Here is a 26687-nt window from a genome sequence, read left to right on the forward strand (position 1 = left end):
AAATTTAAAATCTACTCTAAAGTTTTTCAAAGTGATGACGATATAAATAATGTAAAAAAGAAGGACAATCTCCTTTTCTTAATGACCGGTATGGCGTCCCCACCCATGCCGGTCTCCTCCCATTAATAGGGGATTTTTAAAAAATTTTGTGATATAATAATTTTGTGTTGACAATTCCTATTTTGATGTTATAATTATCTTCGTTGCACAGCAAATAAGGTGCATATGTGTGTGTAGCTCAGCTGGATAGAGCGTCTGGCTACGGACCAGAAGGTCGAGGGTTCGAATCCTTTCACACACGCTAATAAAAAAGCAGCTATGGCAAATGCCATGGCTGCTTTTTTATTAGCGTGTGTGAAAGACCTTACAATAATCGTTCTCCGCTTCGCGTTTTATTTTTTCTTATGCCTGTGGCGGCGACGTGCTGCTATTTTCAAGGCAATATTCCTTATTACAAGAAAACCACTTACAGCCATGGCGAAAGAAAAGCCAAGGGCTCCAAGGAGCGGTATTCCGAATATCTGTGGTTTCATCTGGGTAAGACACATTATGCTTGATGATATAAGGAGTGCTGCTACTCCTAGACCAATAACCACATTTCTGATGGATGAATATATCAGTTCATTCAGTTCTCTTGAAGTATTCAGTGTAAGGTTTACCTTGCTCTGACCTGCCAGATATTCCTTCATGGCCTGGGCAGTAAGGGATGGAAGCTCGATGCTCTTATCGGCGGCGCGGTACAGTGCGCGACCATATTTCATCATCTCTTCCTTTAAATCCATGTTTTCAATAAATTCATCCGTTATGCGGGATGTGGCTATCTGCATCATGTTTATATCCGGGCTGATGGCTGCAAGAACGCCCTGAACGTGGGCCAGTCCTCTGCACAGCATTGTCATTCCGTGCGGAAGTGCTATTCCGTTTTCCTTCATTATATCCATGAGGCACTGAAGCGCTGATGCGATATCAAGGCTGCCAAAGGACACAGAACCATACTGATCTATGAAGCCTTTAATTTCCTGATAGAGCTTATCCCTGTCAGGTTTTCCTGTTACAGAGCCAAGATCAAGTACTGCATTTACTACAGCCTGTATATCATGAAGGGCTATACTGCGCACACCTCTCACCATAATGCGCCTGTCCTTTTCGGAAAGTCTGCCCATCATACCCATATCAATCCAGATAATCTTGCCATCCCGGATTTTTACATTTCCCGGATGGGGATCCGCATGGAAAAAGCCATCGTTCATGACCTGCTTGATAAAATTATTGACAAATTTTTCGCCTATCTCATCAAGGTCATAGCCGTGGGCCGTAAGGTATTCCACATCATCAATGGAACATCCGTGAATGTATTCCATGACAAGAACCTTATCCGTAGAGTATTCAGGGAACATCTTAGGGCAGCCAACATAGCGAATGTCCTTGTTATTCCTGGCAAACTCAGCCATATTGCAGGCTTCCTGGAAAAAGTCCATCTCTTCTCTGGCTACTGCCCACATCTCGTCAAGGACCATATCAAGGTCCACAATGTTTTTCAGATCACCGACAGGTGGCATCAGCTTTACAAGGCGATGGAGAAGGCTTATGTCCCTTGACATGATTTCATAGACGCCTTTCCTCTGCACCTTGATGATAACATCATCTATGCCTTCTTTATTCTCGACATTTTTAAGCTTTGCCCTGTGAACCTGAGCTATGGAAGCTGACCCGAGAGTATCCTCCTCTATCCACTCATAAATATCCGTATAAGGACATCCATAGGACTCCTCAATAACTTCGATCACTTCATCAAAAGGCATGGGTGGTACATCAAAATTCAGCTTGGAAAGCTCATCACAATAGCGCTTCGGCAAGATGTCAGAATGCATCGACATTATCTGCCCAAGCTTAATATAAGTAGGGCCAAGCTCCTCAAGAATAATTCTCAGCTTCTCGGGAGATATGCCCCTTGTTATTTTATTTCTTGCAAGAACAGCGCGGATTTCTTTGAACCTCGCGCTGTCTTCTGCATTTTTCTCTTTACTTTTTTCTTCGGAATCTGCGTGTTTTAATTCCTCCGCCTTATCTGCCTGGGCGTCGGCTATCTGTCGCATTTTCCCTACCAGATCCGTTAAATCCGCCATTTGCTCACTCTTTGCTCTCAGCAGCAGCTATAAGCTCCTTCAGCTTTGCAAGCTCCTCTGCTGAAAGTCCCTCAACAACCTTGGAGAGGTCCTTTTTCTCCTCGTCCTTCTTTTCAGTAGACTCCTTTACCGTGCGCTTAAGCTCCTGATTAAGAGCCTTTCCCTGCTCAACGGTAATCTCTCCTTTTTCAACCATTTCGCTAAGAATCTCACCTGCTTTTTCAGCAGAAAGAGCAACTGCTCCTACGCTTGCAAGCAAAATCTTCTTAAGTCCATCAGTAAGAATATCCATGTTTTCATCCTCCTTTATATAACTCTCCCTCATGCAAATGTCAGAATATCAGCACCCACAATTTGGGAAAGAATATTATCCCGCCTATAATTGCAGCCATTATGGCACTCATTAAAACAGCACCCGCCGCAGCATCCTTGGCCTTCTTGGCAAGTGGCTTTTTTTCCTGTGTAACAAGGTCAACCACCGCTTCAAGGGCCGTATTTACAAGCTCAAGGCTCATTACCAGAGCAAAAAGCAAAACGCAAAACAGCCATTCAATAAGTGAAATGTGAAGTATAAATCCAAAAATCACCACAAGTACCGTGACCATGCAATGGATCTGCATATTTCTCTCATGGAGAATCGTATTTCCTATGCCTGCAAACGCGTAGCCAAAGCTCTTATATAACTTATTTTTTCTTGTCGAATTATTTTCCATGTCCATATTTTCAGTAATCACTGGCTCATCATTCCTGCGCCGCCTGCTGCCGCATTGGCCTCTTCCTCTGCCTTGGTCCTTGCAACCATGGCTTCCATCTCAGGTCTTGCTATGTCAAAGCATGCCAGCATCTTGGTGGAAAAGATACCACTCTCACCGTTCTTTATCATTTCATAGGCTTTGCTAGGCGTAAATGCCGATTTATATACACGATCACTTACAAGTGCATCATAAACATCGGCCAGGGATGTCAGCTGTGCAGCAATAGATATCTCTTCGCCCTTTAGACCGTCCGGATATCCCTTACCGTCATATTTTTCATGATGGTGTCTGCAAATATCGTAGCTGACCTCAAGGTATTCCTTGTCCTGCAAATCTGCCAGCATCTTAACTATTTCGCAGCCCCTTGTCGTATGGGACTTCATGATATCGAATTCGTCAGCTGTAAGTCTTCCGGGCTTTAAAAGAATGGAGTCAGGGACAGTTATTTTTCCGATATCATGCATTGCACTTGCATTTGTTATTACCTCAATCTTGTGAGGCGTAAGTCCAAACTCAGGATAATTCCTCATTGCAGTATTTGCCAGAATCTGAACAAATCCCTTAATCCTCTTTAAGTGATATCCGGATTCAAGATTTCGGAATTCCACGATTGTACAGATGGTATCAATAATCCTGGCATTGGTCTCGCGGAGTCTTTCCTCCTGCTTTTTAAGGACCATAAACTGCTTTTTAAGGACCCTTGTCTGATCGGTAACCTTCTGCTCAAGGCCGCGTCTGCTCTCATAGAGTTCGATTGAACGCATAACCCTGTGCTTTGCTACCATTGAATCAAAAGGTTTGTGAATAACGTCCGCAGCACCTTTCTCATAGCATTTTCTCTCTGCGTCCGTACTTCCATCAGCCGTTATCATAAGTACAGGAATTTTAGCGGGAATCTTATACTCAGACAGTTTCTCCAAAAGTCTGTAGCCATCCATTTCAGGCATTACAATATCAAGAAGGATCGCAGCAAGCTTATCCTTCTTTGCAGCTATTATCTCAAGCGCTTTTCTGCCATTTTCGGCTTCAAGAACATCATACTCTTCCTTGAAGATCTCGCTGAGAATACCTCTGTTTATTTCCGCATCATCTACAATAAGTATGCTCTTATCTGCCACCTTTAACTCCTCGCTACAGTTTTCTCGCCATCCAGCATTACAACCATGCCATCCTTGGTCTTGAAGGTGATTCCTTTGGTCGTTTCGTAAATGTCATTCAACTTAAGCACTCTGCTGCCCATCATAACAACCGTTCCGTCGAATACCAATCTTGATACCAGTACTTTGGAATCCTTAACTGCAGCCATCTCATCCTCTATCTCTTTTTTGCGCTTATTAAGTCTCTCCAGCTCCGCCTCTTTTATCGCTGACTCAGCATTTATCTTAATCTTAACCTGAAGAGCCTGCTTGTTAGTGGTATCGTTAAAGGATGCAAGCTTGGCTCTTTGTCCTTCGTACATCTTAATCTCCTGATAGGTTCTGGAAAGCTTTCTCATGAGTTCTTTATATTCATAGTCAAGGTCTTCCGTAATACCTGTTCTTATAAGCGTTTCCTTAACCGTCTTACTACCAAGAACCGCCGTTTCTATGCCCTTAAGAGAGGTTACCTTTCCGCCGTTTATAAGGCCCCTGTCTCCAAGCATTATTACCTTTCCACCGGCCGATACATTACAATTAAGGCAGTCATTGGATATAAGGTCTTCTCTGCACTTTATATCGGCATTATCAAGATGTGCCGCAGCAACAATACCATTTGCAGTTATGCTGGTCCTCTCACTGAGATTTCCAACAATGCTTTTTCTTACAACAATTCGTCCCCCGGCGGTTAAATCCGAACAGGTAACGCTACCATCAACGACAATGTCGCCTTTTGCCTGAACGTATGCATTCTCAATGTCGCCCTTTACCCAGATGGTTCCGTCGTAGCTTATTTTATCTCTTACATTTACGAGAGATTCATAGACCTTGGCCTTATCTATCCATATCTCTCCGCTATGTATTCTTCCAACACCGGCAGTCGATGATACGTAGGTCTGCTTATCGGCCAGGAGCATAAAGCCGTGCCCCTTTAAAATAGGCTTTCCTCTGCCGGGCTTAGCCTTTAAAATCTTTCCGGTTACATCAAAACCATCAACCCCTGCAGTTGCCGGATGATATATAGCCAGCTTGTCTCCAAGCTTTACCTCATCAAATATCTTTACCTTGGAAAAATCTGCCCCATCCGAGCTTTCCATGTCAGGAAGTATGCTCTCGCCCAGCTGTAAAAGATAATCATAATAGCCATCCTTGCCGTTTTCAGGCTCTCTTCCGCTAGCTACCAGTGTCTTTACGCCGAACTTTTTGTTTTCAATCATCTCTGTTAAAACTTTTTTACTGATTCCACGGCGAACCCTTGCCATGTAAAGAAGCTTGGCGATATATTCAATTGTAAATTTGGCGGCCTTTGTACCGACAGGTATTGTAAAATACACCTTCATCATATCTTCTGAGATATCAATGAGGCGGCCTTCCTCTGTCTGTAAAAACTGCCACGCCTTAACTTCTTCATCAGCAGGCCTTTCCATTTCTTCCTGGAGCTGACCTGTAAAAAGCTTACTGAGGTTACTGGGAAGAACCTTTCCATCCTCCAGCCACTCTCGCATAATGCGCATTTCCTGGGCAGGATGAACCATGCTGCTATATTTACTAACATCAATATTGGCTTCTAGGCCAAGCCTGATCTCACGCATCTGATCTGCACGATAAAGTGGCTTTGCATAAACCGTCACATCCACCTGATGCTCAAGTCCAAGTCTCAGCTCCTTCATCTGTTTCCAGCTGTACTGCTCGTCTGCATACACGCTGACATCAAGGTTCTGCTCAAGTCCAAGCAAAACCTCATGCATACATTCTCCGCGCATTCCGAAAAGAAAATACTTATCTATGTCCTCAATACCGGCCATCTTGGCTTTTCTTACCTGCTCAAGCTGCTCGGCATCAAAATTCTTTTTAATGTACGCATCAATATCTATCTTATCTATGTAAGCCAGATGGATCTGCTCAAGAGTAGCAGCGTCCTTGCGCCTTACAAGATTATCATCAAGCTCAAGTCCGTCCTCTAGACTCTCTCTTACTACGCGCATCTTCATGTAGGGCATATCCACTGTCGCAAATTTGGATATATCTGTGCCATTTTCCAGACCTATACGAATCTCAGCCATCTGCAGCCAGTTATAGTTAGGATTCTGATAAAAAATAATCGGAACGTTTGACTGAAGCCCCAGCCTTATCTGGCGCATCTGATCGGCGAAAAACTCAGGCCTTGCATACTCTGTAACATCAAGCCCAGCCTGTAGCCCCTCACGTATTTCTGCAAGCTGCATAATATCAAAACCTGCATCCCTGTACATTGACATATCTATACCGGACTGCAGTTCAAGACGGATCTCTTCCATTTCATTCCATGGAAGCTCAGGGTCCAGATATTCCAGTACATCTGCCCCTGTCTCAAGACCTTTTCTTATCTCTGCAAGCTGATAGATATTAAAACGTTTACCTTCAAGCAGGTTTGTATCAAATCCATGCTTCCTAAGAAGCAGCATCTCGTTAGATATCAGATCGGGTGCATATAAAGTTTTATCCTCATCTTCAGCAACAACAGCCATTTACGGATCCCCATCAAATATTTAAAGCGATAATGAATTTCTACACGCAAAAGCCCATTAATATCTACAATAACTCATATTCATTTTATCACCTAAAAATATCACTCTCAACGAAATTGCGCGAATTTATGGATATTTTATAAGTATAGCCGTACAATTTGGCCCAGATTAAACTAATTAACTAATTTTTCCCAAGCACAAAAATCTTGTCAGGCCCTATACATAAAATCGCACACCTATGCTGCCAAAGCAGCATCAAGACGTGCGATAACTTTTACTTATTCTTATTCTCTTCAAAAATTTTCTTTATGCTTTCATCGTATGGGGCACGAAGTACGCCATATTCTGTAACGATTCCCGTTATCAATTCATGATCCGTTACATCAAAAGCAGGGTTATATACCTTTACACCCTCAGGAGCCATTCGCTCCTTGTACCACATCTCCGTAACTTCCTCCGCTTTTCTCTGCTCGATATTGATGGCGTCTCCGGTTTTAGTGTTAATGTCGATGGTAGATGTGGGAGCGCATACATAGAAAGGGATTCCATAATGCTTTGCAACGGTTGCAACAACACTTGTGCCAATCTTATTAGCCGCATCGCCGTTAGCAGCCACTCTGTCACAGCCAACAAAAATAGCATCAATAGCCCCTGTCTTCATAAGTGAAGCAGACATATTATCACAAAGAAGTGTTGTATCGATTCCTGCACTGTGAAGCTCAAAGGCTGTAAGTCTTGCCCCCTGTAAAAGAGGTCTTGTCTCGTCGCAGTAAACTCTGATATTCATACCCTTTTCATGAGCAAGATACATGGGAGCTGTCGCAGTTCCGTATTTGCAGGTAGCAAGCTGTCCCGCATTGCAGTGTGTAAGAAGGCCGTAGCCGTCCTTTATAAGCGTAAGTCCGTTTTCACCGATTCTTCTGCAGACATCGATATCTTCAGCCTTAATCTTTTCAGATTCCTCCCGCATGGCTGTAATAAGCTTTTCTCTGTCAAAAGCCTCAGCATTGGCTGTAGCAACCTCTCCGCTTTCGCTAAGTTCAAGACCCAGCTCATCTTTTGCAACGGTCTTCACATGCTCTTCCATACGCTTAAGGGCCCATGAAAGATTAACAGCGGTAGGCCTTGAAGAATTCAGATAATCGCTTTTTTCTTTAAGCTCCTTCATAAACTCATCATAGCTTTCTGCCTTCGAATGCTTCATAAGTACATAAAGCCCAAAGCCTGCAGCAACACCAATAGCCGGTGCGCCTCTTACCTGCAGAAGGTAAATTGCGTTCCAGATTTCTTCCCCGGTATGAAGGCGGATAATCTCAATAGTGCCCGGAAGCTTTGTCTGATCTATAATCTCTAAAGCGTCATCCTCATCTATAAGTGACACTGTCTCGTAATCCAGAATACTTTTCATTAATCAAAAATCTCCTTAAAAATACAAAGTATATAGACTATATATTAACAGAATTCAACTCCGATTTCGATAGTGCTTTAGTCGGCAGCCACTGATAAATAAAAAGGTTGACTACATCAAATCAATTTTGAAGTAGTCAACCTAATATTTTTTGCGTTTGCCCGTTTTAATTATTTAGCTGCGAGAGCTGCCTCGAGCTTCTTTGTAAGTGCAGGAACGATCTTGTTAAGGTCGCCAACTACGCCGTAATCTGCTACGTCGAAGATAGGAGCGTTCTCATCCTTGTTGATAGCGATGATGAGATCTGACTCTTCCATACCTGCTACGTGCTGGATAGCTCCGCTGATACCGATTGCAAAGTATACCTTAGGACGAACAGTCTTACCTGTCTGACCAACCTGGAGATCCTTCGGCTTCCAGCCTGAATCTACAACTGCACGTGAGCATGATACTGTTCCGTGAAGAACCTTTGCAAGGTCATCAAGGAGCTTGAAGTTCTCAGGGCTTCCAACACCACGTCCGCCAGATACAAGGATCTTAGCTTCCTGGATATCCTCAACCTCTGAAACTGCCTTAACGATCTCAAGGATCTTTGTATAGCAAGCGTTCTCTTCGAATCCGGGATTGTACTCAACAACCTCAGCCTTAGCACCCTTTACAGGAGTGATCTTCTGCATAACGCCGGGACGAACTGTTGCCATCTGAGGACGGAAGTCAGGGCAAGCGATAGTAGCGATTGTGTTACCACCGAATGCAGGACGTGTCATAAGGAGCTGCTTATGCTTCTGCTCCTGGCCCTCAACTGCGTTAAGCGGAAAGTCACCGATATCAAGCTGTGTACAGTCAGCTGTAAGACCTGTGTGAACACGTGAAGATACACGAGGACCAAGGTCACGACCGATTGCTGTAGCACCAACCAGAAGGATTTCCGGCTTGTACTCATTAATAACTGATGCAAGAGCGTGTGTGTAAGGCTCTGTACGATAATCCTTAAGCTCAGGATCATCAACAACGATTACACGGTCAGCGCCGTACTCAGCAAGTGTGTCTACCAGGTTACCAACCTTGTCACCAAGCAGAACTGCTGTAACTTTTTTCTCATCAAGATCATTTGCAAGATCTTTTGCTTTGCCCAGAAGCTCCAATGCAATACCTGAAAGCTCATTGTCTACCTGCTGAGCAAATATAAATACACCCTTATATTCTTCTAAAGACATGTTTTGTTCTCCTTTTAATCTATTAATTCACATCTTGGAACGCGCAGACTCGAAAATGCTACGCATTTCCTCGTTGTGGCTGTTCGCCACATATCAATTTTTCTCAATCCAAAATTCTTTGTGCAAGCACAGAATTTTGTCTTTCAAAAAATTACTGCGCGGCTCGCAGGTTCTCAGATGATATGCTTCTCTTCAAGCTTGCCAAACAGATAATCTACTGCTTCGTCTGCTGAATCAGCAACGATCTTCTCACCAGCGCCCTTCTTTACCTTATCAGAAGCCTTAGCGATCTGAGTAGGTGATCCCTTAAGACCAAGGTTAGAATCCTCAACATCCTTAAGGTCTGCTCTTCCCCAAACGGTTACTTCCTTCTCGAATGCATCGAAGATTCCGCCGGGTGTCATGTATCTGGGCTCGCCAAGCTCTGCAAGAGCTGTGATAAGGCAAGGCATCTTAGCCTCTACCATGTGATAGCGATCCTCGAACTGACGCTTAACAACAACTGTCTTAGCCTTCTCGTCAACCTTGATCTCCTCAGCGTAAGAAATTACGGGAAGTCCAAGGTGCTCAGATATCTGAGGACCAACCTGAGCTGTATCACCATCGATAGCCTGACGGCCTGTGATTACAAGATCATACTCAAGGTTTCTGAGTGCGCCTGCGATTGTGGAAGATGTTGCCCATGTGTCAGCACCACCAAGTACACGGTCTGTAACAAGAACTGCCTTGTCAGCACCCATAGCCATAGCCTCACGAAGAACCGCCTCTGCCTTGGGAAGACCCATGGTTACAACAGTAACTTCTGCGCCGTATTCATCTTTAAGACGAAGAGCTGCCTCAAGACCTGCTTTGTCATCAGGATTCATGATTGCAAGCATTGCTCCTCTGTCGAGTGTTCCATCGGGTTTAAACTTAACCCCGCCCTTTGTGTCGGGCACCTGCTTTATGCAAACTACAACTTTCATTTGTATTCTCCTTTATCAAAAATTAGAAGTGATTACTCTTATTTAAGAAGCGCACCAGAGATAACCATTCTCTGAACTTCAGATGTACCCTCGTAGATCTCTGTGATCTTAGCATCACGCATCATACGCTCTACTTCGTACTCTCTGATGTAACCATAACCACCGTGAAGCTGTACAGCCTTTGTAGTTACATCCATAGCAACCTCAGCTGCGAAAAGCTTAGCCTTAGCAGCTTCGATTCCGTAGTAATCCTTGTTCTTCTTAGCATCAGCTGCCTGATAAACAAGAAGTCTTGCTGCTTCACACTGTGTAGCCATGTTAGCAAGCTGGAACTGTGTGTTCTGGAAAGCACCGATTGCTCTGCCGAACTGCTTTCTCTCTTTTACATACTCAACTGTTCTGTCGAGAGCACCCTCAGCGATACCAAGAGCCTGAGCAGCGATACCGATACGTCCACCATCAAGTGTGTGCATAGCGATTGCAAAGCCCTTACCTCTTACGCCAAGAAGGTTCTCTGCAGGAATATGGCAATCCTGGAAAATGAGCTCGTATGTGGATGATCCACGGATACCCATCTTATTTTCCTTTGTACCAAATGTAAATCCGGGTGTATCCTTCTCAACGATGAATGCTGAGAACTTCTTCTGCTTTCTACCCTTCTTATCTTCTACTACATCTGTGTAAGCGAAGATGATATAAACATCAGCTTCCTTACCGTTTGTGATGAAGCACTTGGATCCGTCAAGAACCCATTCTTTTCCATCTTCTGTAAGAACAGCCTTGGTCTGAACGCCCTGAGCATCTGTACCAGCCATGGGCTCTGTAAGACCGAAAGCACCGAGCTTCTCACCCTTTGCAAGGGGAACAAGGTACTTCTGCTTCTGCTCTTCTGTACCATATGTGAGAATAGGATCGCAGCAAAGTGATGTGTGAGCAGATACGATAACTGCTGTTGTACCACAAACCTTTGCAAGCTCCTCTACACACATAACGTATGTAAGAGGATCACAACCCTGTCCGCCGTATTCCTTCGGAATCGGGATTCCCATGAAACCGTACTTCTGCATTAACTTAACGGTCTCTGTAGGGAACTTCTCTGTCTCATCCACGTCAATTGCGTGGGGTTTTACTTCTTTTTCTGCGAACTCTTTGAAAAGAGATCTCGCCATTTCATGTTGCTGATCTAACTGAAAATCCATGAAAAAAATCCTCCATTCGTATTCTTAATGCCCTCATCCGTCAGCTTCGCTGACACCTTCTCCCTCTGGGAGAAGGCTTTATCAGGCGATTTAATTCCTTAATAGGAATAAGTAAGCGTATTATTTCTTGTCAGTGGGTACTTTGCCGCCATCGCTGTAATCGTAGAAACCGATACCAGTCTTAACACCAAGCTTCTTACCACGAACCATCTTACGAAGAAGAGGGCAAGCACGATATTTGGAATCGCCTGTCTCTTTGTAGAGAACGTCCATGATTGCAAGAACGATATCAAGTCCGATGTAGTCGCCCAGTTCAAGGGGTCCCATAGGATGGTTGCAGCCAAGCTTCATAGCTGTGTCTACACCCTGGATATCTGAAACGCCTTCTGAATATACGAAGATACCTTCGTTGATCATAGGAACAAGGATACGGTTTACTACGAAACCAGCTGCCTCATTAACCTGTACGGGAGTCTTTCCAAGATCTTCAGAGATTTTCTTGATCTTCTCAACATCACTTTCAGGTGTGTTAGCACCCTGGATAACCTCAACCAGCTTCATAACAGGAGCGGGATTGAAGAAATGCATGCCGATAACCGGCTTCGGAAGTCCTGCACCGATCTCTGTGATTGAAAGAGATGATGTGTTAGATGCAAAGATGCAATCAGGATTCTTTACGATGTTCTCTTCAAGCTCTTTGAAAAGGTTCTTCTTGATATCCATAACCTCAAGAGCTGCCTCAACTACGAGATCAGCATCTGAGCAGATATCGTTAAGACCTGTTGTGATCTTGCCGAGAATAGCGTCAGCCTTTGCCTGATCGATCTTTCCCTTTGTAACCATCTTATCGATGCTCTTCTTGATCTTTGCAAAGCCGCCTTCTGCGAACTCTGTCTTAATGTCACACAGATAAACCTTGTCTACTGTGTCTGCCTGTGCAAATGTCTGCGCAATGCCTGCGCCCATTGTACCTGCGCCAATTACTGCTACCTTCATTTATATGTCCTCCTAATCTTTATTTATCTAATCTTAATCTTCGAATGATGATCATGCTTTATGCATTCTTAAAGTCAACAACCTTAACCTTCTTAGGATCATCTTTCTTGCGAAGGAAGTTAGCCATACCTTCACGCTGATCTTCTGTCTCGAAGCAATCGCCGAAGATCTTCTCCTCAAGCTCAATAGCCTTATCGATATCAAGCTGAAGTCCTTCATTAATAGCCTTCTTGCAAGCACGAACTGCGATAGGTGCATTAGCAGCGATGGTGTTAGCCATCTTCTCAGCTGCAGGAAGAAGCTCTTCCTGAGTATAAACTGCATTTACAAGACCTATTCTGAAAGCTTCATCAGCCTTGATGTTACGTGCTGTATAGATAAGCTGCTTAGCCATTCCAGCGCCTACGAGACGAGCAAGTCTCTGTGTTCCGCCGAATCCGGGTGTGATGCCAAGACCAACCTCAGGCTGACCAAACATAGCATTGTCTGAACAAATACGGATATCACAGCTCATAGAAATCTCGCATCCGCCGCCAAGTGCGAATCCGTTTACTGCTGCGATTGTAGGAATAGGGAATGTCTCCAGCTTTCTGAAAACATCGTTACCCTTCTTACCGAAAGCTTCGCCTTCTGCCTTTGTAAGAGTACTCATCTCTCCGATGTCTGCACCTGCTACAAATGACTTTTCGCCTGCACCTGTAAGAACAAGAGCTCTTACTGTGTTAACATCAATGCTATCAAGAGCAGCATTAAGATCATCAAGTACTGCACTGTTAAGAGCATTGAGTGCTTCAGGGCGGTTGATTGTAAGGACAGCGATCTTATCCTTTACTTCAACATTAACAAATCCCATTTTCTTTTCCTCCTTGATATTGTTTTGTGAAGTATAACCCGGAAACCTAAATCCGAGCTAAAACTTCAATTTCATTAAAACGTGTAATAAGCGCTGCGGCGAACCACAGCGCTTAATTTATTTAATTGGTAGTTCTGCCATCAGACTATCGTCTTTTCAGGTAATTACCTTTCAACGATAGTTGCGCAACCCATGCCACCGCCGATGCAAAGAGTAGCAAGACCACGCTTCTTGTCAGATCTCTGCATCTCGTGAAGCAGTGTAACAAGAATACGGCATCCTGAAGCTCCTACAGGGTGTCCAAGTGCGATTGCACCACCGTTTACATTAAGTTTTGCAAGATCGAAGCCAAGCTCCTTACCAACAGCTACTGACTGAGCTGCGAAAGCTTCGTTTGCTTCGTAGATATCGAAATCCTCAATCTTGAGGCCTGTACGATCAAGAACCTTCTTTGTAGCTGCAACAGGGCCAACACCCATGATAGAAGGATCAACACCGCCAAGAGCACCGCATACCCATGTAGCCATAGGTGTAACGCCGAGCTCCTTAGCCTTCTCTTCGCTCATAACAACGATAGCTGCAGCACCGTCATTGATACCTGATGCGTTACCAGCTGTTGTTACGCCGTCAGCGTTGATAGGACGAAGCTTTGCAAGACCTTCGATTGTAGAACCGGGACGAGGACCCTCGTCTGTGTCAAACATAACTGTTTCCTTCTTAACCTTTACAGGAACAGGAACGATCTCATCCTTGAACTTACCAGCATTCTGAGCTGCCTCAGTCTTCTGCTGGCTCTTAAGTGCAAACTCATCAAGCTCTTCTCTTGTGAGCTTCCACTGCTCTGCTACGTTATCAGCAGTCTTGATCATGTGGTAATCGTTGAATGCATCCCAAAGAGCATCGTTTACCATACAATCCTTTAATACACCATTATTCATACGATAACCGAAACGTGCCTTGTCAAGTGCGAAAGGAGCCATTGACATGTTCTCCATACCACCTGCAACTACGATGTCAGCACTACCAGATAAAATCTTCTCAGCAGCCATGTTTACGCAGTTAAGACCTGAACCGCAAACAACGTTGATAGTAACAGCCGGTACCTCAACAGGAAGACCTGCTTTGATAGAAGCCTGACGAGCTACGTTCTGTCCAAGACCAGCCTGGATAACACATCCCATAAGAACCTCGTCAACCTGCTCCGGTTTAACTCCTGCTCTGTTAAGAGCTTCCTTGATAACAATTGAACCAAGATCTGCTGCCGGTGTGTTTGAAAGAGCGCCGCCCATCTTACCGATTGCAGTTCTGCAAGCACCTGCTAAAACTACCTTTTGTGCCATAGATGATACCTCCGTTTCGGGACTTTAAGTCCGCTATTTTATTATAGTTTTGTTGCTTGTTATTTTTTTGTCACAACGAATATATTATAGCATGTTGAGAATTTTGTGCGCAAGAAAAAGCACAGATAATATACTATTTTTTTATTAAATTTTCATAAAGCTGTCATAGATGCACATAAATTCAAAAGTCAACACAAAAAATTTACACTTTCAAAGGAATTTTAAAAAAGTTATCCACAATTTCAAAATCAAAAATGCCTATTTTCCGACTTATACACGAAGTTATCCACATTACCCACAATTATCCACCAACAGAATATGTTTTTATACAACAAAACACGAACATATTTTTTGTTAATTTTGCACGAAAACTCGCTAATCTATGAAAGATTTCTAAACTTAACTCTTATATTTGATTATAGCTGTCAGAAAATGATATAATTTGTTTATAAAAATATATGGGCAAAGGGGATGATTGCATGAATTTTACGATTATTGGAAAAAACATTGATGTAACACCCGGACTTAAATCCGCAGTAGAAGAAAAAATCGGCAAGCTCGAAAAGTATTTTACTCCGGAGACTAACGTCAACGTAACTCTTACAGCTGATAAGGATCGCCACAAAATAGAGGTAACCATTCCCGTAAAAGGTAAGATTATCAGATCCGAGCAGGTAAGCAGCGACATGTATGTATCTATTGATCTCGTGGAAGAGATAATAGAACGTCAGCTCAAAAAGTACAGAAGTAAGCTTGTGGACAAGCACCAGACAGAAATAAGCAACTTCAAAAAAGAGTACATTGAGAACGATCTCGACGATGATGAAGAGATCAAGATTGAGCGTTATAAGAAGTTTGATCTTAAGCCGATGTATGTTGAAGATGCCGCAATTCAGATGGAGCTTCTGGGACATAACTTCTTCGTATTCATCAATGCTGATACCGATCAGCCAAACGTAGTTTATAAGAGAAAGGGTAATACATACGGTTTGATTGAACCCGAAGAATAGGAATTAACGATAAGGTGAGGAAATGCAAATGCATTTCCTCATTTTTATATCCCTGACGGCCAGACTCGAAAATGCTTACGCATTTCCTCGTTTCGGCTGTTCGCCGAATAATCAAGAAATTAAAAAGCCATGGGAATGTAAACATTCCCATGGCTTTAAATTTCTTGATTGCCTGGCTCGCAGGTTAGAAGATTCTTCTTACTGCAAGTACCTGTCTGTAGCCTGCGTCTGAAATCTTAATACCTGTCTTAGCTGTGGAAGCATGCACAATCTGTCCGCCACCGATGTAAATACCAACGTGACCGGAGTAGCATACGATATCACCGGGCTGTGCATTTGCAAGTCCGTCAACCGCTGCACCAACGCTTCTGTCAGCACCACTTGAATGAGGAAGGCTAACACCAAAGTTAGCATATACACTCATTACGAATCCGGAACAGTCTGTTCCGTTTGTAAGACTGGAACCACCATAGACATAAGGGTTACCAACAAACTGAGTTGCAAAGGATGCAACAGCAGAACCGATGGAACTTGACTGTGTGGTATAGCTTCCGGCTGAATTATAGCTCTTAGAACCGGATTTATCAGATGAATTCTTTGTACCCTTCTTAGCCTGAGCAAGAGCTGCAAGACGAGCCTCTTCTTCTTTCTTAAGACGAGCTTCCTCTTCTGCCTTGGACTCAGCCTCAACGAATTCTGTAGAAAGTTCTACATATTCCCTTGATACGTATCCTTCACCTTCCTCGATACTTACCTTAACCCATTCCTCTAACTCTTCGGTTACGACAAGTTCATCTTCAATAGGAACAAGTCCTAGCACTTCATCATCAGTACTGGGGCCACTTCTTACTTTAAGTGTTGTAGTATTAACTGTAGCAATTCTCTTACCAACTTCCTTGGCAAGCTCAACTGCATCCTCACCTGTTACGCAATACTCTGCCTTAACATAACCTTCTACTGTACCGGATTTGATCTTATACCATCCGTCAGTCTCTTCCTCAAAGGTACCAACAGAATCATCGTAAAGCTTACCGATGATCTCGCCGTCCTCTTCACTCGGGTTATCTCTTACATTTACATAATCATTAACCTGAGCAATAACAAGAGTCTTAAAACGCTCTTCCTCTTTCTCCTCATCAGTCATAGATTGAAGCATCTCTTCATTAGCTTCGTCATAATCTGCTATAGAAATATTTGCACCGGTAGCCTTCTGAATATCATTAAGAATATTCTCCTGAAGTGTAGATGCAAGTGGTGTAGTCTCTGTAATATCTGCGCTATCATTCTCAGCTACATCAGTACTTTCAGAATCACTCTGTAAATTAGAAAGTGAAACAGAATCCTGAGTCTGAAGTGCGTAGCTGATTCCGGCTGAAGGTAATACGCTTGTTACCTTCGATGATGAAGCAGATACATCTATTCCAGTTCCTCCAACTGTTAAAGCAGCAGCAACCCCCATTGCCACAAGCTGCATTTTAGTCTTTCGCAAAATGGACCTCCAAATAATTGTTACAATTTTGTTACATCTTTTACAATATACCCCTTTAATTAAATCTTGTCAACCTTTTGGGGCTTTCGGCAGCAAATTGACACCGCATAAACATCGTATTTTTCACAATTGTGCATTCTATTACATCATATTAAAAGCCAGTGTTTTTGCGAACACTGGCTATTTTTTATCAGTTTCCTTATTCTTTTTTACGAATAAATGTGTCTATAAAATCACTTGCCTACCAAAAAATCCTGAACAGCCGTAACAGCATTTGCTCCATCAGCTACAGCGGTAACAATCTGGCGAAGTCTCTTCTTTCTGGAATCACCTGCAACAAAAATTCCGGGTGTAGATGTGGCTCCATCCTCTCCTGCGATGATATATCCGGTCTCATCCATATCGGCAAGTCCGGTAAATGCCTCTGTAAGAGGATGTATTCCGATTGCTACGAAAAGTGCATCGGTTTCTATCTCTTTTTTTTCATCTGTCTTAACATTTTTAACGGTTATGGAAGAAACCTTGGCATCACCCTTGACCTCTTCCACAACGCTGTCCCATACAACCTCTACATTAGGAAGAGATAAAAGCTCATCCTGAAGAATCTTTGCAGCACGGAGCTCATTTCTTCTGTGAACCAGATAAACCTTGCTGCAGCCCCTTGCAAGGAAAATAGCATCCTCAACGGCAACATCGCCACCACCGTTTACAACAGCAACCTTATCTCTGAAAAATGCTCCGTCGCAGGTCGCACAGTAGGAAACACCCTTACCGGTGAACTCTTCCTCACCCTTGATTCCAAGCTTGTTGTGTGAAGCTCCTGTTGCAAGAATAATGGTCTTTGTCTCATACTCGCCGTTATCTGTTACAACCTTAAAAGTAGGTGCCTTAGTATCGCTTCCGGGATCCACTGTCTCAATAGCCGTAACTGTGCCCTCAGCGAATTCTGCGCCAAGCTTATCAGCGTGCTCCCTAAACTTCATTCCCATGTCAAAGCCGTTAATTCCGGGAAGTCCGAGATAATTATCTACCTCATATGTAATAAGTATCTGTCCGCCGCTGACAGGGTCTTTCTCGATAACAAGAACATCAAGTCCTGCTCTCTTTGCATAAACAGCTGCAGATAAGCCTGCAGGGCCTGAACCGATAATAATCAAATCACGCATATTATTTCCTCCTTAGAAATATATATCTAAAATTAGATTGTGTACAATTTGTTGTAATCAATATACTTCTTTCCTAATAAAATGTAAAGAGTTTTTTGTGGTATGATAAATTAAATAATTATAAATTATTTCGGAGGTAGGGTTAAATGCAGACAGATTCTGAAAAAACCTATGTTTTGATAACAGGAGCTTCCAGAGGAATCGGAAGGGCTATCGCAAAAGCCTTTGCTAAAAACGGATACTCACTGATCTTATGCTGCAAAAAACATATAAGTGAGCTAAAGGACTTCGCAAGCGAGCTTGAAAGGGAATATAAGATAACAGTAAAAGCCTTTGCCTGCAATGTAGGTGACGAAGCCTCTGTAAATGAATTGTTTATGGCTATTGAAAAAGAATGTCTTACCCCCGGCATACTTATTAATAATGCAGGTATAGCCCACTACGGTCTCCTTACTGATATGTCCGCCGATGAATGGCATGAGCTTATGGCTGTAAATCTCGACTCTCTTTTCTATACCTGTAAAAAAACCGTCCCGCTTATGCTAAGAAACGGATATGGCCGAATCATCAATATTTCATCGGTATGGGGTAACGTCGGTGCTTCCTGTGAGGTAGCCTACTCGGCATCAAAGGGCGCTGTCAATTCCTTTACAAAGGGGCTTGCTAAGGAGCTTGCTCCAAGTGGCATCCCGGTAAACGCCATCGCCTGCGGCATGGTCAATACAGAAATGAATTCTTCCCACTTATCAAAGGAAGAAATCTCAGAAATTGCAGCTGACATTCCTGCTGACAGAATATGCGAGCCGGAAGAAGTCGCAGACTTTGCGGTTAAGCTTGCAGAGTCACCTAAATATCTGACAGGTCAGATTATAACAATAGACGGAGGCTGGATCTAAAGCCTCCGTCTATTATTGTTAAAACCTAAGGGCATCACCCTTTTTTATTTCACGTCAAAATCCTAAAGCATTGCCTTCTTAGCAATCACAAAAGCGCTTCCTCTTCCCCATGTTTGGTTGTTACTACATAGAGCAAAGCACCTATGGCCACAATACCAAAGGAAATAATCTGAGAGGTAGAGAACACTCCAAGACTTCCTCTGTGGTCTGCTCTGAAAAATTCAACGATAAATCTTCCTATTCCATACAGGATCAGATACATTGCTGCGCTTCTTCCCGGAACCTTATTTTTTCCTGAATAATATATAAGGAAGAAACCGATCAAAAAATCTCCTGCAGACGACATAAGCTGCGTAGGAATAAGCGGCACATTGTTGGGCGCAAACTGAGAATGCGTAAATACTATATGGAACCATGAATCTGTCTGGGCTCCATAGCAGCAGCCTGCGCAAAAGCATCCGATTCTTCCAAAGCCCTGAGCTATGGCAACAGCAGGCATTACCATATCAAAATAAGGAAAATACTTCTCTTTCCTCTTTAGCCTCACATAAAGCATGCTGGTCAGTATTCCGCCGATAATTCCGCCATACACAACATATCCGTTTTTAAAGTCCCATAAAATAGAAGGATCCTTAATTATCTGCGGTATTTCTACTATATAAAACAGAAGCCTGCATCCAAGCAGGCCTCCGATTACAGCACAATAGAAAATTCCATAAATAGTATCTTCTGAAAGTCCCCGCTTTTTTCCTCTCCTTAGCACAATCATAAGTGCGCTTAAAAAACCTACAGCTATCATCAGCCCGTACATATGAAATGTCACAGGGCCGATATGAATATCATTGAACATAAATCCCCATTTCTTATCGGTTTAAAACTTTCTCAATGGCCTCGATAACGACCTTTTCATCCAGAGGCTTTGTAACAAACTCAGCCGCGCCGTTCTCGACAGCTTCCTTGATCTTTTCATTCTGCCCCGCGGCGGTTATCATAACAACCTTTGCATCGGGGTAAGATCTGTGTATAAGCTTAAGTCCCTCTATTCCATCCATAACAGGCATTGTGATGTCCATAGTAACGATGTCAGGATTTAACTTAATATAGCTGTCAAAGGCTTCCTGCCCGTTTGTAGCCTCACCTACAACTTCGTGTCCATGCCTCTCCAGCATGTCCTTTAAAACTCTGCGTGATGTTCTCGAATCATCTACCATCAATATTTTTGCCATTTTCAGTCCCCTCACTTAATATCAACGTCACTGTTTACAGACACGATAAAATAAACTACCTCTTCGCCGCTGTAAATAGGAATAACATGCATATCTTCACCGGACAGCTCAGAAAATCTAGTGATGAATGTCGGCGGCTCAAGCTCGATCTTTAAGCCCTGCTTACTCTTATCAGTTGCGTAAAGGCCATTGATACAGTTAATAAGCTCGCACATTGCATCCAGTGCATCCTCCTGAGTTTCAATGAACTCCTCTCTTGTGTAGCACTTAGCCATTTTCTGAATAGCTGATTCCGTTCCGGCAAGAGCAACGGTTGCTCTGATATCACCTCTAAACTGCTGATAGCTTACACATTCCTGCTTAAGATTATGCATTTCGCAGGCCTTATCAATGCAAATATGCGCATCCACAAGTCTGTACATATTCTTGATGCCGTATTTAAAAAGTGATACATATTCGGGTTCCAGCTTATCAAGGAAAATAGGAACAATAGCATCGAGATCTCCGCGCTTTAATGACTCCATCTGGCTGTCGGTAAGTTCCTTATCCTGCTGATAATCTGCGATCATCTGATTCATATCTTCAAGAGATAAATAACCTCTCTCAACAATGGCTGAGGTAAACGTCAAAAACTCGTCACCCTGAAGAGAAAGAAGTCTGCCAACCTGAATATTGGAAAGATATCCTCTCTCGATAGCAAGATCACCAAAGCGCTTATCCATAGTAGCCTGAAGGGCATTGATTTCTTCTGCCTGCGCAACTGTCATAAGCTTTTCGGTAACTGCTATTACACCAAGTTTAGCTCTCTTTGATTCCTGAATCTGATACACGACTGATAACTGGTCCTTGGACAATCTACCCTTGCTGACAAGGTATCGTCCCATGATTCGATCAAACATAACCCCCTCCATATCCCTTGTGCATAGCACTGAAATTATATTAATTCTACTTCATAAATACACCCTTAACAAGATTAAATTACCTGCAATCAATTAATCCTCAGGCGCGAATTCAGACGCTGTATCGCCTTCTGCTCCGCCTTCCATAAGTTCGATATCGCCATCATTATCTGCCGGAATATCAGTCATGGGGGAATCCTCTGTAAGCTCCACAAAGCTGTCCTTATCACCTGCATCAGCCTTGGCAGCTATTCCCTTACCCTTCATTGCTGACTGAATGGCAGCCTCTGTCTCAGTGAGCTTTTTCTTAGCCGGCTTTTTGCCTGCCTGCTTGGAAATTGCAGCCTGCTGTGCAGCCATCTGAAGTGCCAGCATTCGATCTCTGGGAATCATTATCTTTTGTCCGCCGGGATTAATGATAATTCCATCCTTCTCACCTACGAACTTAAGAATATCCGGGAAGGTAAATACCGCACCCTTAAATTCAGAATTGGCAAACATCTTTGTAAATTCCATTCCGTCTGTGAAAACAGGAAGGAAATGCTTATCATCCTTACTCTTTATCTCAGGGAAACGAATCTTTGTATCCTTTGTAAACTTAAATCTGCCATCCTCCATGATGTCCACAGGTCCCTCATGTACCATGGGTACAATATAGGTTGCAGCCTGCGCTGCCTGTGCCATACGCATTTCCTTTATGGCAAGAATCTCGTTTCTCTTTTCATACTTAACGGGCCATCTTGCCTCTCCAAGAAAATCAAGGATTGAAAAAACAAGAGCCGGATTCTTCGGTGAGTTATCTGTTGTACCGCCCCAGTCTCCCGGTGCAGCAACAATCTCATTTCTTCTGAAATGTGCTCTGTAATATCCGTTATCAACAATGAAATTCTCGATGCCAAGATAATACAGATAATCAAAATAGCTTCTTCTGTCCTTAGCTGACTGTGCCTCGTTGTCAGCCTTGCAGGGACGTGCAGCAAGCCTTCTGTACTGAGTCTCGAATACCTTTACCGCTGCCTCTGCGTGATCCTGATCAAGATAAATATTGATATATCCATGATCTATAAAAGGATATCCTGTAAGCTGATCGTATAAAACATAGAGCATCTTGGCGTCACGAACCCTACCAAGTATCTCGTTATAAATCTTCCTGTGATTTGCTTCAAAGCCGGGAAGTGCAGCTTTTTTCTGAAAAAGCTCCTGAGCTGTTATCAAAAACAGAAGCTCCTGAAGTGATAAGAAACGAAGAGAATCTACACTGATCTCATCCTCATAAAGCTTCTCACCTATCTCTTCCTTACGGTCCTCTGTAAGGGGATCGCCCAATATAGTATCCTCCTTACCTGCAACTCTTACAGGATTTATCTTAGAAGGAACCGGCCATCCAAGCTCCATATGTAGTTCCTTAAGCTCAGCCTTTTCCTGCTCCTTTCTCTCACGCTCCTGCTGTTCAAGAAGAAGTGCCTCCTCTTCTTCTCTCTTTTTCTTTCCACCCAAAAAATCAAATAATCCCATTTAAACCTGTCTCCTCTTAATCAATACTTAATTCTGCCTCATAGAATGCCTTTGAAAAATCTATAAGGTAATCCACATCCTTAACCCCTGCAGTCTCATAGGGTGAATGCATGGCAAGCTGTGCCATTCCGATATCCACTGTATTTACAGCAACCTGTGTTCCTGAAATATTTCCAAGAGTTGATCCCCCTGCCACATCAGATCTGTTGGTAAAGGTCTGATAGGGGACCTTCGCTTTATCGCAAACCAGCTTGCATACAGCTGCCGAAACAGCATCCGTGGTGTACTTCTGATTAGCATTGTACTTGATCACTATTCCGCCGTTCATCTTAGGTCTGTTCACAGGATCAGCCTTCTCTGTGTAGTTGGGATGAACCGCATGGGCGTTATCCGCAGAAACCATAAAGCTCTCAGAAAGTGATACAAGGTACTCACTTCTGCTTCTTCCAAAGCTTTCGCTTATCCTTTCAAGTGTATCCTTTAAAAAGGTTGATGCAGCACCCTGTTTGGTTGTGCTTCCAACCTCTTCATTATCAAAAACAACATGCATGCTGACATTTTTCTTATTTGTCGCAGCGATAAATCCCTGAAGTGAACCATATCCGCACTCAAGGTCATCAAGTCTTCCCGCGGAAAAATACTCATTAGCGGCACCCCATACTGTGGGCTTTACGCGGTTATACAGAAAAAGATCATGGCTTACGATGTCGCTTTCCTTTACACCTGCTGCCTTTGCAACAAGCTTCATAAATCCGTCCTTACCTGCTTCATCACTAAATATAGGAAGAAGATCCTTCTGGACATTGTATTTATATCCATCGTTTGCTTCGCGATTCATATGAATTGCAAGTGACGGTATCATCACTAGATCTCTGTCAATATCTACAAGCTTGCTTGTGACGCCGATACCCTTGCCGCCCTTTTTGACCATAAGCCTTCCGGCAACTGACAGCGGTCTGTCAAACCATGGAGCGCACAACATTCCGCCGTATTTCTCCACATTGAGTGTCACATAGGCGCCTGCTGCCTCAATCTCTGGATTTTCCTTAATCTTAAAAGCAGGTGAATCGCTGTGACTAGCTATAATTGAAAATCCCCTGTAATCAGCTGTGGGAATTTTAAAGGAAATGATTGATGAATCATTTCTTGTAACAAAGTACTTTCCGCCCTTTTTGAGCTTCCATACCTCCTTCTCAGAGAGCTCTGTAAAGCCCTCGGAAAGAAGCCTTTCCTTTATCTTTAATACAGCATGAAAAGCTGTAGGACTCCCCTCTATAAAATCTGCTAATCCTTTAATCTGTGCCTTCATTGTCATTTCTCTCCGTCTTTCTTCTATCATTTAGATGATGCCTCTGTTTTTCCTCATACATCAGCTTATCTATATTCTCCTGAAACTCCTGGGCAGACAGTGCCCTGTCAGGATCGTAAATACTGTATCCACAGCTTACATCTATCATCTCAGGCCATCCGTTTTTCTCCTTTATATCACGCTTTATAGCCTTGTGAACCAAATCAATTTTCGCTTCAAGCTCTTCCTTTTCCGTCATGCCCGTGACTATGCAAAACTCATCACCGCCAAATCTTCCTATATGAGATCTTACTCCGAAAATATCAACCAAAATACAAGCCACATCACGAATTGTATCATCACCGGCCCGATGTCCGTAATGATCGTTTATCTCCTTAAAATGATCCACATCCATCATTATTGCCGAAAATCTGTTTCCGTTTGAAATGCTCTGCTTAACCTTTTCTTCAAGCCTGATATCAAGACCACGCCTGTTAAGCACACCTGTCAGATAATCCACGTTAATATCCCTGCTCTGAAGGGAGAAAAACAGGATCAGACATCCAACTGAAATTCCCGCATAGGTCATATCCATATTTGCAAGGAAAATCTGAAGCACCGCACCTACAAAGGAAAGTATCGGCAGCATAAGTATCGCATTCCGATATTCCTTATAGATATTTTTACGAAATATCAGTACATACACCGTGAGCAGCATAATGAATATCATCATCAAAACCGCTCTCACCATGAAGTAAGGGCCTCTGTAATACAAGCCATCCTCAAAGTAATAGAAAAGCTTTAAATCAAGGACCTCAGATATGGTTACCATTGCTATGTTTACGAAGGCAAAAGCTTGAAAGCAATAAGAAAACACGTTTCTGCCAAACCGCTTTTCCTTGTCCATCCAGCAGTCAATATAAGTAAGCGCAAAAAGAATATCAACAGGATCCAGTAAAAAGATCATGAAATATCCAATTTGGGCAAGGAATAACAGGTTATCAGGATGAGCTTCACCTATTCTTCCGACAGTTTCGGAAGCCAGCAAAACCAGCGTCATGATAAGAATTGCCGAATACCTTTTACCTGTTGTGATTCTGGATGTACTGCGCTGAAAAACAAGTAACAGCACAAGGAGTAGACCACAAAAGAAATTTAGTACTACCCAACCTTCAACTACCATAAGTATCTCCTATTACTTACCGGTCTTAATCTTATCCTGAAGCGCTTTAAAAGCTTCAAGCATTACCTTTGTGTTAATAAGTTTTCCGCTTCGTAATACAGGTCTTTTGAATCTAAAATTTTTAATACTTTTAAGCTGATACTTCTGTCTAAAATCCAGCATCTCTGCTGTGGTATTAACCTTTTCCCTTGCTATCTGAACAGCCCCCTCCATTCTCTCATCAAAGCCGCCCATGGTCTTTTCAACCATAGCAAGCAGATGATACAGGCTTGAGACAGTGAGCACTATATCCGCCGCGAGATAAGCCATTAGAAAAAGTGCAATGACCTCCGCAACATAAGGATTAACAGTCTCACAAAATTTAAAGGAAAAAGGCAGAACAAATCTTGTAACAAGTATGCCTGCTACGCCAAAACCCAGTGTAGCCGGAACGCATACTCTTCCGTTTATGTTAAGCGGCATGTCATTATAATCCCACCACACCGCATGAAATCTCTTTTCCAGAAAATAGGATGTACCGTACTCCAAAAATATACTTCCCACAGAACAGATAAGGAAAATCTGCCATATAGGTATCTCATTGACAGACATTCTGCTGAAAAACGGAACATATCCAAATATGATCAGCGTAAGTACCGTGCCTGTTCCGTAGATAGGACAGATAGGTCCGAATAAAAAGCCTCTGTTGGACCAATGTCCCTCCTTAACGGTACAATATGTACACTCGTATACCCAGCCTATAAAGCTGAACACCACAAATTCTATAAAAAGCTTACTGACAAGCATCTTTCATAAATCTCCAGGTTATTTTATAGATAAATTCTTTTTTCCGAATTTGCATACCTCCTTAAGGCAGCACTCTGCGCATTTTGGTCTTCTGGCAACACAAACTGCCCTGCCATGAGTCACAAACCTGTGGCAAAGCATGTTTCCTTCCTCTGCAGGAATGATCTTCCAAAGAGCCTTCTCAACCTTTGCAGGCTCCTTAATATCATCCACAAGACCTATAAGATTACATAATCTAATGCAATGTGTATCCGTAACTATCGCAGGTTTTCCAAAAACATCGCCCATTATCAGATTCGCACTTTTTCTGCCTACTCCGGGCAGCTCCAGCAGCTCCTCCATGTTATCAGGAACGTTTCCGTCATATTTTTCCTGCAACATCTTCATGCACGCGGAGATATCCCTGGCTTTGGAATTACCAAGTCCGCAGGGTCTTATAATCTCTTCAATTTCAGAAACCTCTGCCTCTGCCAGAGCTTTTACGGATGGAAACTTCGCGTAAAGAAGGGGCGTTGTCTGATCTACTCTTGCATCTGTACACTGTGCTGCAAGCCTCACACTTACAAGAAGCTGCCATGCATCCTTGTAATCAAGAGTACACTTTGCATCCGGATATTCTTTTTTCAGTAATTCAATTACTTCAAGTGCCAGTTGTTTTTTAGTCATATCATTCTTAAATTACTACTTAGAAAATCCGAAGAGCATGAACCCACACTCTTCGGACCCT

24 protein-coding genes and 1 tRNA gene are annotated in these 26687 nt (G+C 43.0%); 3 read left to right on the forward strand and 22 right to left on the reverse strand.

Annotation, left to right across the window (positions count from 1 at the left end; genetic code table 11):
* The first annotated feature begins 227 nt into the window (after positions 1-227).
* Positions 228-301, forward strand: a tRNA-Arg gene (locus tag G608_RS0115165).
* 91 nt (positions 302-392) lie between these two features.
* Here the strand turns inward: G608_RS0115165 and G608_RS21445 are convergent.
* The 12 genes from G608_RS21445 to G608_RS0115225 all read right to left on the reverse strand — a co-directional run bounded on the left by G608_RS21445 (position 393) and on the right by G608_RS0115225 (position 14502).
* Positions 393-2096 carry an AarF/UbiB family protein gene (locus G608_RS21445; RefSeq protein WP_081677456.1) on the reverse strand — a complete coding sequence of 568 codons (1704 nt, stop codon included), beginning with the start codon at positions 2094-2096 and terminating at the stop codon, positions 393-395.
* Between the two features lie 34 nt (positions 2097-2130).
* A complete protein-coding gene (locus G608_RS0115175) occupies positions 2131-2418 on the reverse strand; it encodes an A24 family peptidase C-terminal domain-containing protein (RefSeq protein ID WP_026496724.1) in 288 nt (95 codons plus the stop codon).
* 40 nt (positions 2419-2458) lie between these two features.
* The gene (locus G608_RS0115180; RefSeq protein WP_330367057.1) at positions 2459-2845 is read right to left on the reverse strand and encodes a diacylglycerol kinase; all 387 of its coding nucleotides are present in this window, start codon (positions 2843-2845) and stop codon (positions 2459-2461) included.
* 11 nt (positions 2846-2856) lie between these two features.
* Positions 2857-3999 (reverse strand): HD domain-containing phosphohydrolase, encoded by a 1143-nt coding sequence (locus tag G608_RS0115185; protein ID WP_026496726.1) that lies wholly within the window; start codon positions 3997-3999, stop codon positions 2857-2859.
* Positions 4000-4001: 2 nt separating this feature from the next.
* A complete protein-coding gene (locus tag G608_RS0115190; RefSeq protein ID WP_026496727.1) occupies positions 4002-6524 on the reverse strand; it encodes a DUF342 domain-containing protein in 2523 nt (840 codons plus the stop codon).
* Positions 6525-6798: 274 nt separating this feature from the next.
* Positions 6799-7932, reverse strand: a complete 1134-nt coding sequence (mtnA, locus tag G608_RS0115195; RefSeq protein WP_026496728.1) for an S-methyl-5-thioribose-1-phosphate isomerase — start codon at positions 7930-7932, stop codon at positions 6799-6801.
* Positions 7933-8102: 170 nt separating this feature from the next.
* A complete protein-coding gene (locus G608_RS0115200) occupies positions 8103-9149 on the reverse strand; it encodes an electron transfer flavoprotein subunit alpha/FixB family protein (RefSeq protein ID WP_026496729.1) in 1047 nt (348 codons plus the stop codon).
* Positions 9150-9322: 173 nt separating this feature from the next.
* Positions 9323-10114 (reverse strand): electron transfer flavoprotein subunit beta/FixA family protein, encoded by a 792-nt coding sequence (locus G608_RS0115205; protein ID WP_026496730.1) that lies wholly within the window; start codon positions 10112-10114, stop codon positions 9323-9325.
* Between the two features lie 38 nt (positions 10115-10152).
* The gene (locus tag G608_RS0115210) at positions 10153-11313 is read right to left on the reverse strand and encodes an acyl-CoA dehydrogenase (RefSeq protein WP_026496731.1); all 1161 of its coding nucleotides are present in this window, start codon (positions 11311-11313) and stop codon (positions 10153-10155) included.
* A gap of 120 nt (positions 11314-11433) precedes the next feature.
* Positions 11434-12309 (reverse strand): 3-hydroxyacyl-CoA dehydrogenase family protein, encoded by an 876-nt coding sequence (locus G608_RS0115215; protein ID WP_026496732.1) that lies wholly within the window; start codon positions 12307-12309, stop codon positions 11434-11436.
* Between the two features lie 58 nt (positions 12310-12367).
* Positions 12368-13162 carry an enoyl-CoA hydratase-related protein gene (locus G608_RS0115220; protein ID WP_026496733.1) on the reverse strand — a complete coding sequence of 265 codons (795 nt, stop codon included), beginning with the start codon at positions 13160-13162 and terminating at the stop codon, positions 12368-12370.
* A gap of 164 nt (positions 13163-13326) precedes the next feature.
* Complete coding sequence (locus G608_RS0115225) at positions 13327-14502, reverse strand: acetyl-CoA C-acetyltransferase (protein ID WP_026496734.1); 1176 nt, start codon at positions 14500-14502, stop codon at positions 13327-13329.
* 479 nt (positions 14503-14981) lie between these two features.
* Between G608_RS0115225 and hpf the strand changes: the two genes are divergently transcribed.
* Positions 14982-15512 (forward strand): ribosome hibernation-promoting factor, HPF/YfiA family, encoded by a 531-nt coding sequence (gene hpf / locus G608_RS0115230; protein ID WP_026496735.1) that lies wholly within the window; start codon positions 14982-14984, stop codon positions 15510-15512.
* A 184-nt stretch (positions 15513-15696) separates the two neighbouring features.
* Here the strand turns inward: hpf and G608_RS0115235 are convergent, their stop codons facing one another.
* Together G608_RS0115235 and trxB are read right to left on the reverse strand one after the other, a co-directional pair.
* Positions 15697-17001 carry an NlpC/P60 family protein gene (locus G608_RS0115235; RefSeq protein ID WP_026496736.1) on the reverse strand — a complete coding sequence of 435 codons (1305 nt, stop codon included), beginning with the start codon at positions 16999-17001 and terminating at the stop codon, positions 15697-15699.
* A gap of 233 nt (positions 17002-17234) precedes the next feature.
* Complete coding sequence (gene trxB, locus G608_RS0115240; protein ID WP_026496737.1) at positions 17235-18167, reverse strand: thioredoxin-disulfide reductase; 933 nt, start codon at positions 18165-18167, stop codon at positions 17235-17237.
* 146 nt (positions 18168-18313) lie between these two features.
* Here trxB and ymfI point away from each other — a divergent pair, with 146 nt between their 5' ends.
* Positions 18314-19063, forward strand: a complete 750-nt coding sequence (ymfI, locus tag G608_RS0115245; RefSeq protein WP_026496738.1) for an elongation factor P 5-aminopentanone reductase — start codon at positions 18314-18316, stop codon at positions 19061-19063.
* Between the two features lie 85 nt (positions 19064-19148).
* Here the strand turns inward: ymfI and lgt are convergent, their stop codons facing one another.
* From lgt to G608_RS0115285, 8 genes are all read right to left on the reverse strand, one after another.
* Complete coding sequence (gene lgt / locus G608_RS0115250; RefSeq protein ID WP_026496739.1) at positions 19149-19913, reverse strand: prolipoprotein diacylglyceryl transferase; 765 nt, start codon at positions 19911-19913, stop codon at positions 19149-19151.
* A 13-nt stretch (positions 19914-19926) separates the two neighbouring features.
* Positions 19927-20289 carry a response regulator gene (locus G608_RS0115255; RefSeq protein WP_026496740.1) on the reverse strand — a complete coding sequence of 121 codons (363 nt, stop codon included), beginning with the start codon at positions 20287-20289 and terminating at the stop codon, positions 19927-19929.
* Positions 20290-20300: 11 nt separating this feature from the next.
* Positions 20301-21188: a chemotaxis protein CheX gene (locus G608_RS0115260; protein ID WP_026496741.1), complete on the reverse strand. Its 888-nt coding sequence runs from the start codon at positions 21186-21188 to the stop codon at positions 20301-20303.
* A 93-nt stretch (positions 21189-21281) separates the two neighbouring features.
* Positions 21282-22703 carry an SseB family protein gene (locus tag G608_RS0115265; protein WP_026496742.1) on the reverse strand — a complete coding sequence of 474 codons (1422 nt, stop codon included), beginning with the start codon at positions 22701-22703 and terminating at the stop codon, positions 21282-21284.
* Between the two features lie 16 nt (positions 22704-22719).
* The gene (locus tag G608_RS0115270) at positions 22720-24042 is read right to left on the reverse strand and encodes a M18 family aminopeptidase (protein WP_442852232.1); all 1323 of its coding nucleotides are present in this window, start codon (positions 24040-24042) and stop codon (positions 22720-22722) included.
* Positions 23996-25174 carry a GGDEF domain-containing protein gene (locus G608_RS0115275; protein WP_026496744.1) on the reverse strand — a complete coding sequence of 393 codons (1179 nt, stop codon included), beginning with the start codon at positions 25172-25174 and terminating at the stop codon, positions 23996-23998. The genes G608_RS0115270 and G608_RS0115275 overlap by 47 nt, the downstream gene beginning before the upstream one ends.
* Before the next feature lie 12 nt (positions 25175-25186).
* A complete protein-coding gene (locus G608_RS0115280) occupies positions 25187-25960 on the reverse strand; it encodes a putative ABC transporter permease (RefSeq protein WP_026496745.1) in 774 nt (257 codons plus the stop codon).
* A gap of 18 nt (positions 25961-25978) precedes the next feature.
* The gene (locus tag G608_RS0115285; protein ID WP_026496746.1) at positions 25979-26626 is read right to left on the reverse strand and encodes an endonuclease III domain-containing protein; all 648 of its coding nucleotides are present in this window, start codon (positions 26624-26626) and stop codon (positions 25979-25981) included.
* Between the last annotated feature and the right edge of the window lie 61 nt (positions 26627-26687).

The organism is Butyrivibrio sp. WCD3002 (genome assembly GCF_000424265.1).
In the GTDB taxonomy this organism is placed as follows: Bacteria; Bacillota; Clostridia; order Lachnospirales; family Lachnospiraceae; genus Butyrivibrio.

Coding starts and splice junctions, on each gene's coding strand:
- G608_RS0115285 (WP_026496746.1), bottom strand. CDS start 26,626: ATGACTAAAAAACAACTGGCACTTGAAGTAATTGAATTACTGAAAAAA.
- G608_RS21445 (WP_081677456.1), bottom strand. CDS start 2,096: ATGCGACAGATAGCCGACGCCCAGGCAGATAAGGCGGAGGAATTAAAA.
- G608_RS0115270 (WP_442852232.1), bottom strand. CDS start 24,042: ATGATAGAAGAAAGACGGAGAGAAATGACAATGAAGGCACAGATTAAA.
- G608_RS0115260 (WP_026496741.1), bottom strand. CDS start 21,188: ATGTTTGATCGAATCATGGGACGATACCTTGTCAGCAAGGGTAGATTG.
- G608_RS0115215 (WP_026496732.1), bottom strand. CDS start 12,309: ATGAAGGTAGCAGTAATTGGCGCAGGTACAATGGGCGCAGGCATTGCG.
- trxB (WP_026496737.1), bottom strand. CDS start 18,167: ATGCGTGATTTGATTATTATCGGTTCAGGCCCTGCAGGCTTATCTGCA.
- mtnA (WP_026496728.1), bottom strand. CDS start 7,932: ATGAAAAGTATTCTGGATTACGAGACAGTGTCACTTATAGATGAGGAT.
- G608_RS0115205 (WP_026496730.1), bottom strand. CDS start 10,114: ATGAAAGTTGTAGTTTGCATAAAGCAGGTGCCCGACACAAAGGGCGGG.
- G608_RS0115220 (WP_026496733.1), bottom strand. CDS start 13,162: ATGGGATTTGTTAATGTTGAAGTAAAGGATAAGATCGCTGTCCTTACA.
- hpf (WP_026496735.1), top strand. CDS start 14,982: ATGAATTTTACGATTATTGGAAAAAACATTGATGTAACACCCGGACTT.
- G608_RS0115200 (WP_026496729.1), bottom strand. CDS start 9,149: ATGTCTTTAGAAGAATATAAGGGTGTATTTATATTTGCTCAGCAGGTA.
- G608_RS0115255 (WP_026496740.1), bottom strand. CDS start 20,289: ATGGCAAAAATATTGATGGTAGATGATTCGAGAACATCACGCAGAGTT.
- G608_RS0115275 (WP_026496744.1), bottom strand. CDS start 25,174: ATGGTAGTTGAAGGTTGGGTAGTACTAAATTTCTTTTGTGGTCTACTC.
- G608_RS0115280 (WP_026496745.1), bottom strand. CDS start 25,960: ATGCTTGTCAGTAAGCTTTTTATAGAATTTGTGGTGTTCAGCTTTATA.
- lgt (WP_026496739.1), bottom strand. CDS start 19,913: ATGTTCAATGATATTCATATCGGCCCTGTGACATTTCATATGTACGGG.
- G608_RS0115190 (WP_026496727.1), bottom strand. CDS start 6,524: ATGGCTGTTGTTGCTGAAGATGAGGATAAAACTTTATATGCACCCGAT.
- G608_RS0115180 (WP_330367057.1), bottom strand. CDS start 2,845: ATGGACATGGAAAATAATTCGACAAGAAAAAATAAGTTATATAAGAGC.
- G608_RS0115265 (WP_026496742.1), bottom strand. CDS start 22,703: ATGGGATTATTTGATTTTTTGGGTGGAAAGAAAAAGAGAGAAGAAGAG.
- G608_RS0115210 (WP_026496731.1), bottom strand. CDS start 11,313: ATGGATTTTCAGTTAGATCAGCAACATGAAATGGCGAGATCTCTTTTC.
- G608_RS0115225 (WP_026496734.1), bottom strand. CDS start 14,502: ATGGCACAAAAGGTAGTTTTAGCAGGTGCTTGCAGAACTGCAATCGGT.
- ymfI (WP_026496738.1), top strand. CDS start 18,314: ATGCAGACAGATTCTGAAAAAACCTATGTTTTGATAACAGGAGCTTCC.
- G608_RS0115175 (WP_026496724.1), bottom strand. CDS start 2,418: ATGGATATTCTTACTGATGGACTTAAGAAGATTTTGCTTGCAAGCGTA.